The organism is Solibacillus silvestris (genome assembly GCF_051967575.1).
Lineage (GTDB): Bacteria > Bacillota > Bacilli > Bacillales_A > Planococcaceae > Solibacillus > Solibacillus silvestris_B.
The window spans coordinates 53,187-66,463 of sequence record NZ_JBQCJW010000006.1 but is presented as its reverse complement, the minus strand read 5'-3'; the positions used below and the strand labels follow the sequence as shown (position 1 = coordinate 66,463).

14 protein-coding genes are annotated in these 13,277 nt (G+C 39.8%); 4 read left to right on the top strand and 10 right to left on the bottom strand.

The features are described from left to right. The first annotated feature begins 40 nt into the window (after positions 1–40). A complete protein-coding gene (locus ACTHOQ_RS05645) occupies positions 41–424 on the top strand; it encodes an SET domain-containing protein (RefSeq protein ID WP_440494733.1) in 384 nt (127 codons plus the stop codon). 130 nt (positions 425–554) lie between these two features. Here the strand turns inward: ACTHOQ_RS05645 and ACTHOQ_RS05640 are convergent, their stop codons facing one another. Continuing rightward, complete coding sequence (locus tag ACTHOQ_RS05640; RefSeq protein WP_440494731.1) at positions 555–1,283, bottom strand: alpha/beta hydrolase; 729 nt, start codon at positions 1,281–1,283, stop codon at positions 555–557. Between the two features lie 169 nt (positions 1,284–1,452). Here ACTHOQ_RS05640 and ACTHOQ_RS05635 point away from each other — a divergent pair, with 169 nt between their 5' ends. Next, entirely contained in the window at positions 1,453–2,007 is a 555-nt protein-coding gene (locus ACTHOQ_RS05635) for a copper resistance CopC family protein (RefSeq protein ID WP_440494730.1), read from the top strand. Next, the gene (locus tag ACTHOQ_RS05630) at positions 2,004–3,083 is read left to right on the top strand and encodes a CopD family protein (protein ID WP_440494729.1); all 1,080 of its coding nucleotides are present in this window, start codon (positions 2,004–2,006) and stop codon (positions 3,081–3,083) included. The genes ACTHOQ_RS05635 and ACTHOQ_RS05630 overlap by 4 nt, the downstream gene beginning before the upstream one ends. A gap of 93 nt (positions 3,084–3,176) precedes the next feature. Here the strand turns inward: ACTHOQ_RS05630 and ACTHOQ_RS05625 are convergent, their stop codons facing one another. The 7 genes from ACTHOQ_RS05625 to ACTHOQ_RS05595 form a co-directional block, all read right to left on the bottom strand. Continuing rightward, the gene (locus ACTHOQ_RS05625) at positions 3,177–3,797 is read right to left on the bottom strand and encodes a LysE family translocator (protein WP_440494727.1); all 621 of its coding nucleotides are present in this window, start codon (positions 3,795–3,797) and stop codon (positions 3,177–3,179) included. Positions 3,798–3,869: 72 nt separating this feature from the next. Next, entirely contained in the window at positions 3,870–4,250 is a 381-nt protein-coding gene (locus tag ACTHOQ_RS05620; protein ID WP_440494725.1) for a VOC family protein, read from the bottom strand. Positions 4,251–5,407: 1,157 nt separating this feature from the next. Next, the gene (locus ACTHOQ_RS05615) at positions 5,408–6,694 is read right to left on the bottom strand and encodes a M48 family metallopeptidase (RefSeq protein ID WP_440494724.1); all 1,287 of its coding nucleotides are present in this window, start codon (positions 6,692–6,694) and stop codon (positions 5,408–5,410) included. Positions 6,695–6,956: 262 nt separating this feature from the next. Continuing rightward, positions 6,957–8,150 (bottom strand): hypothetical protein, encoded by a 1,194-nt coding sequence (locus tag ACTHOQ_RS05610; protein ID WP_440494722.1) that lies wholly within the window; start codon positions 8,148–8,150, stop codon positions 6,957–6,959. Between the two features lie 17 nt (positions 8,151–8,167). Then, the gene (locus ACTHOQ_RS05605) at positions 8,168–9,133 is read right to left on the bottom strand and encodes a M23 family metallopeptidase (protein WP_440494720.1); all 966 of its coding nucleotides are present in this window, start codon (positions 9,131–9,133) and stop codon (positions 8,168–8,170) included. A gap of 998 nt (positions 9,134–10,131) precedes the next feature. Then, positions 10,132–11,331, bottom strand: a complete 1,200-nt coding sequence (locus tag ACTHOQ_RS05600) for a DUF2812 domain-containing protein (RefSeq protein ID WP_440494718.1) — start codon at positions 11,329–11,331, stop codon at positions 10,132–10,134. Continuing rightward, positions 11,324–11,641, bottom strand: a complete 318-nt coding sequence (locus tag ACTHOQ_RS05595) for a PadR family transcriptional regulator (RefSeq protein WP_440494716.1) — start codon at positions 11,639–11,641, stop codon at positions 11,324–11,326. The genes ACTHOQ_RS05600 and ACTHOQ_RS05595 overlap by 8 nt, the downstream gene beginning before the upstream one ends. A 416-nt stretch (positions 11,642–12,057) precedes the next feature. Between ACTHOQ_RS05595 and ACTHOQ_RS05590 the strand changes: the two genes are divergently transcribed. Next, positions 12,058–12,255: a hypothetical protein gene (locus ACTHOQ_RS05590; RefSeq protein ID WP_440494714.1), complete on the top strand. Its 198-nt coding sequence runs from the start codon at positions 12,058–12,060 to the stop codon at positions 12,253–12,255. A 292-nt stretch (positions 12,256–12,547) separates the two neighbouring features. Here ACTHOQ_RS05590 and ACTHOQ_RS05585 read toward each other — a convergent pair whose 3' ends face one another. Both ACTHOQ_RS05585 and ACTHOQ_RS05580 read right to left on the bottom strand, forming a co-directional pair. Next, a complete protein-coding gene (locus tag ACTHOQ_RS05585; protein ID WP_440494712.1) occupies positions 12,548–12,862 on the bottom strand; it encodes a spore coat protein in 315 nt (104 codons plus the stop codon). A gap of 17 nt (positions 12,863–12,879) precedes the next feature. Next, positions 12,880–13,086, bottom strand: coding sequence for a spore coat protein (locus ACTHOQ_RS05580; RefSeq protein WP_440494710.1), 207 nt, complete (start codon positions 13,084–13,086; stop codon positions 12,880–12,882). Positions 13,087–13,277: the final 191 nt, after the last annotated feature.

Genomic DNA, 13,277 nt, shown 5'->3' with positions numbered 1-13,277 from the left:
TACAGTATGAAAGAATCTTAAAAGTTAGAAGGCGAAAAATATGATTGAAGTAAAGACTTCCCCGATTAGTGAAGGCGAATATAACCGCGGTGTTTTTGCGATGCAAGCAATTGCAAAAGGGACATTATTCCACCAAGCACCTGTTCTAAGCTACCCGAATGAACAACATGAATATATCGAAAAAACAAATCTTGCGGATTACGCTTTTGAATTCGGCATAGGGCGATCTGCTATATTATTAGGCTATGGGATGTTATTTAACCATTCATATGAGCCAAATGCGACATACGAAATTAATTTCGACAATGATACATTCGATTTCTTTGCATATAAAGATATAGAAGCGGGCGAAGAAATTTTCATTAATTATAATGGCGATGTCGATGATAATGATCCATTATGGTTTAATAAAGAAGAGAATTAATCCTCTAGGCAGGGGCTGTGTGAAAGTCAATTCAACTTTTATGCAGCCTTTTCGCATGTTAACGGTAAGCTGTTTTCGCGGCTGCCATCCGCAGTGAATCGTCCGGAAAGACTGCTCCGGCGCTTTCTTTCTATTTGCCTAAAAAGTTTATAATATCCTCTGACAGCATTTGCCGCTCTTTTCCCAATGTGATTAAATGCCCGCTGTTTTCATATTGCTTTTTCACGATGATTTTACTGTCAGCGGCTTCCTCAATGATGTCGATGCTTTGCTGAAAGACAGGCTCATCCAGCGCTCCTTTCGCCAAAAAAAGCGGCTGCCGAATCATATGGACTTCATTTCCCGTTTGCACGATGAATTGCTGCAGCGCGATAAATTTTTCGGCCGGACGCGGAAAATGGTCGTTTAAAAATGCTTGTAATTCATGTTCCGTGCTTCCCCGGTTTTGCAAATAACGCTTCGAGAAAAAAGCTACCCTGTTTTCAAGTCCTTCTACTGGGCGCTCTATAACCGGCGAGGAAATAATGCATAATGCTTTGATCTGCGTAAACTCATTTGCCAGCCGAATGCTTAAAACACCGCCTAACGACTGCCCGACTACATAGATTGTCTCATGCTTTTCCCCGATTAAAAATTGTACCGCTTTTTTGCTATGTTCCCATACTTGTTCGATTGAACTTGCAAATAAATGTTCCGGCGATGCACCATGTCCCGCCAAATTCGGTGCATAGCATGTATAGCCTGCTTTATGCAGTGCATTCGCCAAAAAAAGCATTTCCTCCGCATTGCTCGTAAAGCTATGTAAAAGCAATACTGCTTTTTCGCTGCCCTGTAAGTATATATTTTCAACAAACTGCATGTGAATCTCCTTTTCTTTCCCAATATTATTATAGCATAGCATTTTCCTTTCATTTTCATTTGGAAAAATGCTTAGCTAGGTTTCCAATACAGAAACAGTGAAAATGTTTTATGTTTCCGTTACAATGATAGCTGAGTCAAAAATAACATGAAAGGAGAATCATTTTAATATGAAAACAATATTATTATCGATTCTTGCTGCGTTTATATTATTTGTGCCAAATGCAGCAGCACATACTTATTTAGATACGACAAATCCGGAAGATGGCGCGGTTGTAGTTGAGCCGCTTCAATCAATCGCACTTACATATGCCGGGAAAATTGAAGAAGGAAGCACATTTAAAGTAGTCGCAGGCAATGGCGAACAATTTGAAACAACTTCTATAACATTGGTGGATGGTGTATTAACCGGAACTTTTGAAAATCCATTGCCGAATAATGAATATACTGTACAGTGGAATAGTATTAGTGAAGATGGACATCCATTGTCAGGACAGTTTGCGTTTACTGTCGATGTGCCTGTTACTGAGGAAATCGCAGAAGAGGAAGACAGTGCGGAGCAAGCCGAAGTAGAAGATACGACCCAAAATGACAGTGCAGAGCCGTCAGCGGCAGATGAAGACGACAAATCAAAAATTTCCCCGCTTATGATCATTGGCGGAATTTTGCTCCTTATTATTGCTGTAAGCATCATTACACTCGTAAAGAGAAAAAAAACTAAATGATCGCACTGACGATTTTTAGTCAATTCCTGCTCTATATAAGCTTAGCCATATTGATGGGGACCTTTATTTTGAGCTGTATCCCTCATTCAATTCGTCCAAATATTTATATTTCATCAAACTGGTTAATCATCAGTGCAATATGTTTACCGATTGCATCATTCGTCCCTAATATTCAATTGCTCATAATTTTAACGCCTCAATTGGGCTTTTTCGAATCGATGGGGATGCTTCTTTCCAAATTCAAAGTTGGGCATTCCTGGCTCGCGATCGTTTGCTTTACGATCATTTTGCTTTTAATAATCAGGTTGTATGCAAAACAACATTCAAAACTTGCTGCGGCCATGGCGATTATTATCCTCATAGCGGTCATGGCTGCAATCGGCTATATTAGTCATGCAGGCTCCATGTCAGGCATGGTCGGCTCGGTATTGGACTTTGTTCATTTGCTTGCTGTCAGTGTATGGCTCGGGATTTTAGTCCTAATCAGCTTTTTCACGAAAAATGCGGAAAACTGGGAAGCCTATCTGAAATGGTTTTCCCCTGTTGCACTCGTATCATTTACGGCAATTGCACTAAGCGGTGTTCTGATGACTGACACGATCGTGCCAAGCTATGTCACGAGCTGGGCGAGCGATTATGGGCAATTCCTGTTCATCAAGCATGTTCTATTAGTGCCGCTGACAGCCATTATTTTGGCCAATAGTCTATTAATTAAGCTGAAAATGAATAAGCCGCTTTTTGAACCGCGTACATGGGTGAGAATCGAAACGGTTTTGCTCATTTCCATTTTATTTATTACCGCACTATATAGTGAGCAGCAGCCGCCAAATTTTTCCGTACAGGAAATCTCGCCTTTTTTTGAGCTGTTTTACAATAGCACAATCGAGCCGAGTATGAGAGCATACTTGCAAATGACCGGCATTGGCATAGCATTTTTCCTCATGACAGCGCTGTTTATCGGGCTTGTCATTATAAGCTATGTAAAGCAGCTTCCGACCATCATCTCGGTTTGCATGACGATTGCCATCGCATTATGCTTTTATATGGGCTTTATGTCAATCGTCTTTTTCAGATGAAGCATTATCATTTCAAATAAAAGGTTGCAGTAAAAGTCCTGTTTGGCTTTTACTGCAACCTTTTTGCGCCTTCAGTTTGAACGGGCAGGAGATTCACTGCTTCTCGAATGCCAGTTTAAGCCCGAATCCTATAAGAACGGCCCCTGTCAGCATTTCGATAACCGATTGTGTTGCTGGCTTCTTCATGAAATCCCGGATTTTGTTCAGCAAAAATACATAAAGTGCGAACCATACAAATGTTAGCACAATATAAATAATGCCCATCGTTAAAAAAGGCCAAAACGGATCATTGCCCGGCGCCAAAAATTGCGGTAAAAACGTCAGGAAAAACACCGCCACTTTCGGGTTTGTTATATTCGTGATAAAACCTTGCTTAAAATAGGAATTGCCCTTTGTTTCTATTGTCGGTACGTCATCGATTTCCGTCTTCTTGACACGCATACTGATCAATGTTTTCACGCCTAAATAGCATAAATAGATCGCGCCGACATATTTTAAAATCGTGAATGCTGCGGCAGACTGCACAATAATTGCCGATAATCCAGCAACCGCGGCAATCGTGTGGATCGAGAGTCCTACACATGAGCCGACCATCGTCTGGAAACCGCCCTTTTGACCATTAACAATCGTGTTTTTCGTTACAATGGCTGTATCGGGACCCGGCAATATGATTAGCAGCACACACGCAATAATAAAGAGCACAATATTGTCCATATTCCCACCTTCATTTTCTGAATTTTTAGTTATGTTAACATAATTCAGCAGCAGGAAGCTAGTATTATTTTTTTAAATGGCAGAACAAATTTCGATAAAATGACCGTCCGGATCTGCTATATATGCCACAGTCTGGCCCCATGGTTTTGTGACAGGCTCTTTTATAATCGTTGCCCCTCGCTGTCTTAACTCATCAATCGCAGCTTCGACATTTTCGACGACGAAACCGACTTCGAATGTTTGTGCCGCACTCATCGCTTCTGTCACTTCCAAACCGGTGATTTCCCTGACGGATTGACGTGTGTTGATGGCAAGAATCGTGGCGCCTGTATCAAATTCAACATATGTGTCCTGCTGCATTTTAATCGGCAATTTCAAAATCGTCTTGTAGAAATGCATCGCTTTATCAAAATCATTTACATAGAGAATAATATACTTCATCGATAATTTCATTTATAGCCCTCCCGAAAATGGATTCATTGTCATCTTTATAATAACGAATGAGGGCTGCTTGGCGCAATTGTAAAAAGAAGTAAAAACGCAAAGCTTTTAAAGCACTAATTACTCCATATATATTTTAAAGAAGCCTCCAATATAGCTTATTATTAAGTTTGGGAGGAGGCCGCACAGCTACAGCAAAATAGAAATTAAATAAGGAACAAAGGCGCATTAAGTACACATATTTTGTCGGGACTGAAGCAATCGGCAACTTCCTAATCTCATTTTTATAAGAACAAAAGTGCTAAAGCGCCCGTTCAACTCCGACAGATATTGGAGGATCCGACGCAAAAGTAAACGTTCCACCACTTTTGCAAAGGGCGCTGAAGATCTGTCTTTTTAATTTTGGGCTTTCATTTCAATTAACAGTTTTTTACGGGGACAACTACCATTCTCGTTTCTTCAGTTAATATGTCTGTCTATTTTATTCGCCAGCTGAAAATCCCCGAGGAAATCTAAGCAACTTTTCAGTAAAGCGGCTTCATGGCAAAAAAGAAACAGATTCCCGCAACTTGGATGAAGAGGAATCCGCTATTAACGGGGGCGGTCCGTTTAAGTGCCTCTTTAAGAAATAGACGGAAAAATTCCCCTTATTTAAAAAATACAAAAGAAAATGGCCTCAATAGACGGAGAAATTCCGCCTATTAACCTAAAAAACATGAAAATAGAGTATTTTTCTTTGGATAACCGGAAAAATTCCTCTTATTTACTCCAAAAAGAGCCACATTGCGCAAATAACCGGAAAATCTCCGGTTATTTTTCTTATTAATTTAATTAAGAGCCGGAATTTCTATCAGGGAGTGTAAATTTCGCCGACTCCAATCCAAAAGAGAAGCCCTTATTAAAAATGATAGTGGATTTTAAATAACCGTGGATTTTCCGTGCCTTTCTTTTGCACGGTGGGGTCTAATGGTGCGAAAAGTTGGCGCGGTTTGCCTGGACGGGGACAACACTTTTTTATAAAGTTATCTACATTGCCAAAATCTATAGTTTCCTTAAAAAATAAAAAAAACTGCTTAGCACCCGTTCAAAACAGGCAGTAAGCAGTCTCCTTTATTATTTGATGAAGATCTTTCCCGGCGTATACTGTTTGGCAGATCATTTTTCTTTGATCAGAAATTTTGAATATACTCCGCAAGCTCCAGAAAGCCGTATTCTAACGCAAGCTGATAAGCGTCATAGCCGTCCGAGTCTTTTATTGCTTTATCTGTTCCCGCATTTAAAAGAAGCTCCACCATTTCATAGTTTTCATAGCCTACTGCTTCCATTAGCGGCGTATATTCATACATGTCCATCGTATCAGGATTTGCCCCATGCTCCAGCAAATATTGTGCCGCGTCATAATTGTTTTCAATGACAGCGAGATGGAGTGCCGTATAGCCATCCTCATTCTTTTCATTTAACATAGTCTCATCTGCCGCATATTCTTTCACTGCATCCAAATCATAGTTAACGACGGATAGCATCAGCTCATTCATGCTTTCAGAGCTGTCTTCGTAAGTGAAGTCATCATACAGTAAATCATCTCCGAGAAGGGCTATATTTTCGATTTTCTTCATAACCCATATGCTGCCAAAGACGAATAGTCCCATTGCTAAAATTAAAACACCAATACCTAGAACAACGCCTCTTTTGGAAGATTTAATTTGCGGCGTATTTTCCGCATCAAAGAATCGGTTCAATTCATGGATGCGTTTCGGTAAATTAGGATGTGTCGACATGATTTCATCAATCCAGCTGAAAACGCCGCTCTCTGTTGCGATTTGCTGCGAGTATACTGACTGGTCCACCTGTTTATATAACTGTGGCCCGATTGCCAATACTGCTAAAGCATTTTTTGCGCTTTCATAGGATTGACTGTAATATGCGCCGTACCGGTCACATGTAAATTCACAAGCGCGCGAGTAAGCCGAGCCGAGGAACGGAAAGGCAAGTCCCGGCATCAATAGCCAGCCATAGCCGACATGCTTGCGTTTAATATGGGCAAATTCATGTGCGAGAATATAAAGTACTTCCCCTTCTCCTTGCTCTTCTATTAAAGCAAAAACATCCGAATAAAGGACGACCATATTTTTCATCCCAAACTTTGTCGCAAATGCATTTAAAATCCCGCCTGACTGCATTACATAAATATCGGGCATTTTCGCTAAATTCATTTGTTCCGCCACTGCTCCAGCTTTCGCATAAAAAGCCGGAAACTGCTGTTCACTGATTTTAATACCATTTTTGCGGATGTTCACCATCGACAAATTATGTATAAATGAGTAAAACAAAAATAAAACGGCCAAAATTACTATACCAATAATTGATATAAACATTGCCACATATATTAGTATGCTCACAATTAATAATATTGCAAAATAAAGTTTTTCTTTGCGATAAACTAAATCTTTTTTCAAATCCAAAACTCTTTACCTCAATTCCCATCATACTATATTTCAGTAATATTCCATATTTCACACTATTTTCCGCCCATTTTTTTCAGTAATAACGACTTGCGGCATTATTAAAAAATAGGATAGCAAAAATATTGCGGAAATAATTACAATTAGTATAATATAATAAAAAATTATGTAAATGAATAAGGATAAAGACCTTTTCCCTTTTCCTACAATAGTAATTCATATTTAATCGCCATTCATATGGACGTATTTCAATTACTTATACCACTATATGGATCGAAGACGAATTTTTTGAAACAAGCGTTCCCCGCAATTCCCCGACTCCTTCAACTGCAAATCGATTCCCGTTTTGGATGGGCCATTTCCTCATAAATAAAATGATGGAATTTGCTTGCGTAAAATGATGGTCGAACATTGCTGAAACGGGCTGCTCAATAAAATATTCCTGATCGTCTATGCGGATTTTTAAAAAATGATGATGGATTGCCCTATTATCGAGCATAGTAATATTCATCGGATCAAAACCGGTTAAGCCAATCTCGCCGGTAATCGTCAATTTTATCCCGTCGGAGTTATCGAACTTTCTGAATGCATCCAGCTTTTGCTCTTTCGCTTTAGCCATTATTTCCGCCGCTTCCGCACAATGATCCGGCATGTTTATAATCACTGAATTGCAGCTGCCATACCGTTCTTTGAAAAATTGGAACAAAGTTAATGGCGAGTCCGTAAAATCCATTTGCCAATCTGCGGAAACTTTGTCCAGTAGTAAACAAAGAAATAAACCCGAGCTATAACAGCTTTTCCTAATATTTATATTCGATGATTCATGATCTGCGAGAAGGTCAGCATAGTCTTTTATAATGTTTTCACTATTCATGCTCACATCCATCAATGCCCTGTATTCAACAAAATAGGCTGGTCCTTCGATTGTTTCAATGAGATTCTCATATTCCACATAGTGTTGGAACAATTCCATCCTTTTTTCTCTAAGTGCAATAAATTCACTTATATGGCAGTGCTGCTCTGCCGAATTCTGCGCAAAATACGCATCATAAAGTTTCTTTCTTTCCTCGATCCGAAGTTGAATATTCCTGTAATCTACCGGATAGCTGAACCCTAGAAATTCATTCGGCAAGCGGCTTTCCCCAAACAAATACTGAAAGCCATGAAACGATTCATGCACAAGCAAAGAATACATATCTTCCATTGAATCGTAAATTGCAGCATCCACTATAGCGGTCGGGATGTCTTCATAAAGGATGCATGTACAGGCACAAAATTGTTCGGTTTTAGGAAATTTTACATATCGTTGCTGTTTGCATTTCGGATGATTGAACAAATAAACATCCTTCTCATCAAAAATCGCAAAAGCAACGGGCTTGAAGCCAGTCCAGTAATGCTGTAGCTTTTGTGATGGCAAGTTAAGTAAAATCCAGTCTAATAAATTTTTCATCATACTCTCCATTATATTTATTGAAAAATCTGTCCGATAATTCTTCGTATCGTCAGGAGGATCTCCCCAACTGACAATGAATTTTCGATTTTGTGAAATGCTTCATCCGAACTATCCATTAAAAGGGCGGGTTTTACTATCTCCCCCTGGATTGGTTCATGGCCGTCCCGGAATTGTATGCGGATCGACTTTGCCTCATGCAGATCGGCATTGTCCATCACCTGAAAATGGATATGCGCTTCTGAAGAATTGCCTGAATTGCCGCATTGGCCCAGCAGCTGCCCTTCTTTTACGCTATCCCCCGGCTTCACAATAATCGAATCCTTTTTAAAATGCGCGATCATGCTATATTCTTCATTCGGATGTGCAATGACAATATAGTTGCCTGCCGGGTTTTGTTCATCCATTTCTCCGGGGATGTTGTCTTTTAAGCCATCGACTACTGACACTACTTTCCCGGCATATGGCGCGACGACATCTTTGCCGAACGCATAATAATTTTCATTGCTTATTGGTGAATCTTTAAAGCTTTGCCCTTCATTGATGATGACCAAATCATAGGCGTAGCGCTGCTGTTCATAGGCATAGTGGTAATTGATGAATTCATTCGCGCCTCCCCAAAATACAAACCATTCATCGTGTATTGGCAGACGGTAGCTGTTTTTTGTGTATGTTCCGTCCGTTTCAGGATAGGTAACATACGGTTTTAAATAAAGCGTTTGGATAATACGATTCTCGTCAAAAGCGACGACGACTGCCTTCTTCTTTCGATCATCAAGCAAAACGAGCTGCGTCAAGCTGTCCAATTGTGCCTCGTACGCGATTTCGTAATGGTCCACGCCTTCATTATATTCCGCACACAGCTTTGCAAACTGCTCAAATGTGACGAGATTTTTAAAGTCATCCGCCGTCGCGGCATAAATCGTCTGGAATTCATTGTTGATAAAGTATGTACCAAAATCATACCAGTCTATAGCACGCATAAAATCCCTCCGATAATTGTATTCTCTTCATGTACGAGCTTAGCAATGCCTTAGTTTCAAATTGCACAAAAATTTAAACTATGAAGAATAAATGCGCTGACATGCCCGTTCAATTCCGAGAGAGCTAGGAAAACTTGATGCAAAAATAAATAAACGCTCCGCCATTTTTGCACAAGGCACTGAAAATCCACGGTTATTTAAAACCCACTATCATTTTTAATAAGGGCTTCTCTTTAGGGTTGGATTGGGCAAAATTCATATTTCCTGATAGAAATTCCGGCTCTTAATTAAATTAATAAGGAAAAATAACCGGAGATTTTCCGGTTATTTGCGCAATGTAGCTCTTTTTAGAGTAAATAAGAGGAATTTTTCCGGTTATCCAAAGAAAAATACTACATTTTCATGTTTTTCAGGTCAATAGGCGGAATTTCTCCGTCTATTGAGACCATTTTTTATTGTATTTTTTTAATAAGGGGAATTTTTCCGCCTATTTTTCAGGTTGGTACTTAAACAGTTCCCTCCAACCGGTAATAGCGGATCCTCTTCATTTCAAATTGCGGGAATCTGCCTCTTTTCTTGCCATCTAGCCGCTTCGCTGAAAATATACTTAGATTTCCTCGGGGATTTTCAGCCGGCGAAGAACAGAAGTGCTAAAGCGCCCGTTCAACTCCGACAGACATCGGAGGACCCGACGTAAAAGTAAACATTCCACATTTTTGCAGAGCGGCCTAATGATGCGAGTAGTTTGCTTAATTTCCCGGACTGATAACACTTTCTTGCAAAGTTACCCGCAACGCCAAAATCCGTGCTTTTCTTAACAATTAAAAATGGAACGATATGCGGCTTTATTTTAGCTCGCAGCATCTCCGTTCTTTAAAGTTTTGAGGAGAACATTTTATTATCAATAATTGTTTCGATGGAAAAAGACGGATTCCCTCTTAATTTAAATAGAAGAAATCCGGTTATTTTTGATATGCTCCAATTTTTCTAGCTAAAGTCTATTCATCTGTAAGCAAACGGATTTTTTCGGCGGCATTTTCTATGATGGTATCCAGTTTCGCATATCCATAATACCGGATAAAGATCACCACATTATTTTTTGAGGCGAATATTTGCTTCTTTTCCGCTTCCTCATAAACGATGAGCTTATCGAAACCGGAATGTTTTTTCTCCAAAAACGGCTCCGTTTCGTCTCCATACGAATACCATTTAATCAAATCTGAAAGCAATGGTGAGGCAAATGCTTGAAACGTCAATTCATATACTTCCGATGAAATGCTCGGCGAATAAGTGCCGCTTTCATCGAGCCATGCCATTCCCTCGATCATGCCGCTTTCATCGGTTTCATATTGTACAGGGGCAAATAGGCTCCAATTGGTTGAATAGCGGTTCGCCCAATCTATCCCGTCATCGCTATAATGCTCATCCCGAACGAGCATCGGATTGTTTTCGATATCCGCTAAACGAACGATCGGCAAGTGTGTATCCCCATTTGGCATCGTATATGTATCCATTTTCACTAAATGTGACAATGCCAATAGGAAACCAGCGATGGCAATTCCGACAAATACCACTGAAAATGCGGTATTTTTCCGCAAGCTTTTTTCCCATGGCGCATGATGATTGATCGCTTTCCCCTCTTTCAAATCTCTCCTTAATGCCCGAATTGCCCGCAGTGCACGTATAGAGGTGTACATATAATAAACATATATCAGGCTCATAATGCTCTGCTGAACGACAGGTCCTTCGACTAACCGCAAAACAGGCGTACCATCCACAAACCAAAGTGCTGCCAGCATGCCGATAATGAGCGAGGTTCCTAAAAAAATTGCGGCTGAATTTACGCTGAGCCTCTTATCCAGCTGCTGCAATGTATAGGATTGTTCAGCAAAATCTGTATGAAGCTCGATTGCATTGCGTTCTTCCGGGGATTCAAACACATGAAAATATTGATAGCTCGTCACATATTCCCAGCCATTTTCCTCGTACAGCTCGATTTGCTCGTCGGAAATCCCTTTATTTTTTGTCACTTCTATCCGGTATTCCATCCGCCTCGGCTCGCCTTGTTCAAAATGCGCAAAATATATGCCCATTTTCCGGAGATGAAGCCCTTTTAATGCCATGTCCGAAAACCAGCTTTCATGTTCCCCGATACGCCAATAGTTGCTAGGCCGGATTTTTCGTACATTTTTATCCATCGTTTTCCTCCTCTAATACACTGCTGTCAATGATCAAAGATTTTAAGCGCTCATACTCCAGCCGTAGTGCATGCTCTCCCTCTTTTGTAATTTCATATGTTTTTCTTCGTCCATCATCATTTGCTAAAGCAATTAGCCCATCCTTTTGCATACGGGAAAGAACCCCGTAGAGCGTCCCGGGTCCCATCTTTAAACGTCCTCTCGAAACTTCTGTAATGGCTTGCATTAACTGATAGCCATGATTTGGACGCATCAGCGCCAATAAGACATAATACATTGCTTCTGTCATCGGTCCGCCACTATACGTCATGTTTACCACTCCTACAATATTATGTCACACGATATATCGTATAACATAATATTAAATCACAAGTAAATATTTGTAAACCATTCCTTTGTCATAATTACATTTATGAACAAAAAAGCAGCGGGAACTATGCTGCTCTTGTTGTAGTTATAATTCCCCCTATTAGCCATCTCATTTTGTTACCGTTTTATATTGAAGCCTTGTTCGGGAGTTTTAATTTTTCAATTTTAAATTCGCCCAACATGCTAACCTGTTTCATTCAGTTGCGGTAATTCGTATTGTTCTCTTCACACCAGTTCAGTTGGTAAACGAGGGTGATTCTTCTTCCTGTTCAATGGTGGCTTTACAGAAAATGTCGCTCACTGCCCAATTTTTATGGTAATATTTTCTAAGGAACGTTGAATTGGAGGTTGTTCTTAATGGAAAAAAAGAAAGTTGTAAATGCTCCTGAAGCAATTTTATTAGTTGGCTCATTTTTTATGTTTATGTTCGTTTGCAAATATTTGGTGTTTATACCTGAATTCAAATACTTTTTCGAAAGAGGCTCATTGTGGTTTGCATTCCCTCTTATCACACTTATATTAGCAGTTCATTCTTTTATTAATAGGAAGAGCTAATGCGATTTTGCAAAAGCCTCTAAAAGTCGGCCTCATTTATAAAGAGGGTTTTTAAAGTTCGTCCACTTCAAGAAGATGCCGGCTTTATTGTACAGGCGGCATCTTTTTTTACTTTTTCAAGCTGTCTATCTTTTCATTTACATTAGCGGGTCTCCTTTAATTCGGCAATTCCGATTGATTTTTTATGAAAGTCCCCCCTGCCGCCGCCAGCATTGTCACGATAAGTACGTCAAATCCCAGCAGTGCAATATACAGAAAGAAGGCGGCTGATGCTAGTTTCAGCCGCCTCCAATTATTTTTTCGCCAAATCCAGGGCGATATCCGCTTTTTCCAAATCATGCTCTATTTGCTCAGTTAAATCATAGGCATGATACATTTCGTTTCTTATCATATATTGCGCGATTTTGTCATGTGTATCGATCGCATTGTCTAGCTCGCGACGCAGCAGCTTTTTGACAGATGGAGTAGCGGTTTCCGTAATAGCTACCGCCAAACTTCTGACTGCCGCTTTTGATGTGATGAGCAAGTCGGTCGCAATGGCCATATCATCAATAATTGATATATCAAGCTGTTCATTGTTTGTTTCTTCCGATTTTTCTGACGGCATTGTCCATTCCTCCTCAACTATTTTTTACTCGCATCCGCAAGCACTTTTTTTAAGTCTTTAATTGCCTTGACCGAAAGTTCCAGGTCTTCTTCAAGTATTTCCTTCAGCTTCTTATCCTGAACAAGATCGACGAATAATTTGCCCTTTGTCACACAATTCGTTTTGAAAATCAACACTTCATGGACTTCCAGCTGTTCGTGCAAAGCCAATTCCTTTGTTGCCATAAAAAAACCTCCTCCTTTATGCGTGTCCATCTTTATTTACCCATAAATAAAAATACTAACCAGAAGTTTAATAGGTTTATCCGGGTTTGGAACAGCAACAGATAAATTCACTTTGAAACGAGGCTTCCTCTAAAATTAAGAAAAAATTAAGATTTTCCCTACTTTAAATTTAAGCTTTCTTCTTTATCATA

Coding starts and splice junctions, on each gene's coding strand:
- ACTHOQ_RS05645 (WP_440494733.1), top strand. CDS start 41: ATGATTGAAGTAAAGACTTCCCCGATTAGTGAAGGCGAATATAACCGC.
- ACTHOQ_RS05600 (WP_440494718.1), bottom strand. CDS start 11,331: ATGGATAAAAATGTACGAAAAATCCGGCCTAGCAACTATTGGCGTATC.
- ACTHOQ_RS05630 (WP_440494729.1), top strand. CDS start 2,004: ATGATCGCACTGACGATTTTTAGTCAATTCCTGCTCTATATAAGCTTA.
- ACTHOQ_RS05590 (WP_440494714.1), top strand. CDS start 12,058: ATGGAAAAAAAGAAAGTTGTAAATGCTCCTGAAGCAATTTTATTAGTT.
- ACTHOQ_RS05635 (WP_440494730.1), top strand. CDS start 1,453: ATGAAAACAATATTATTATCGATTCTTGCTGCGTTTATATTATTTGTG.
- ACTHOQ_RS05580 (WP_440494710.1), bottom strand. CDS start 13,086: ATGGCAACAAAGGAATTGGCTTTGCACGAACAGCTGGAAGTCCATGAA.
- ACTHOQ_RS05620 (WP_440494725.1), bottom strand. CDS start 4,250: ATGAAATTATCGATGAAGTATATTATTCTCTATGTAAATGATTTTGAT.
- ACTHOQ_RS05605 (WP_440494720.1), bottom strand. CDS start 9,133: ATGCGTGCTATAGACTGGTATGATTTTGGTACATACTTTATCAACAAT.
- ACTHOQ_RS05640 (WP_440494731.1), bottom strand. CDS start 1,283: ATGCAGTTTGTTGAAAATATATACTTACAGGGCAGCGAAAAAGCAGTA.
- ACTHOQ_RS05595 (WP_440494716.1), bottom strand. CDS start 11,641: ATGACGTATAGTGGCGGACCGATGACAGAAGCAATGTATTATGTCTTA.
- ACTHOQ_RS05585 (WP_440494712.1), bottom strand. CDS start 12,862: ATGCCGTCAGAAAAATCGGAAGAAACAAACAATGAACAGCTTGATATA.
- ACTHOQ_RS05625 (WP_440494727.1), bottom strand. CDS start 3,797: ATGGACAATATTGTGCTCTTTATTATTGCGTGTGTGCTGCTAATCATA.
- ACTHOQ_RS05610 (WP_440494722.1), bottom strand. CDS start 8,150: ATGAAAAATTTATTAGACTGGATTTTACTTAACTTGCCATCACAAAAG.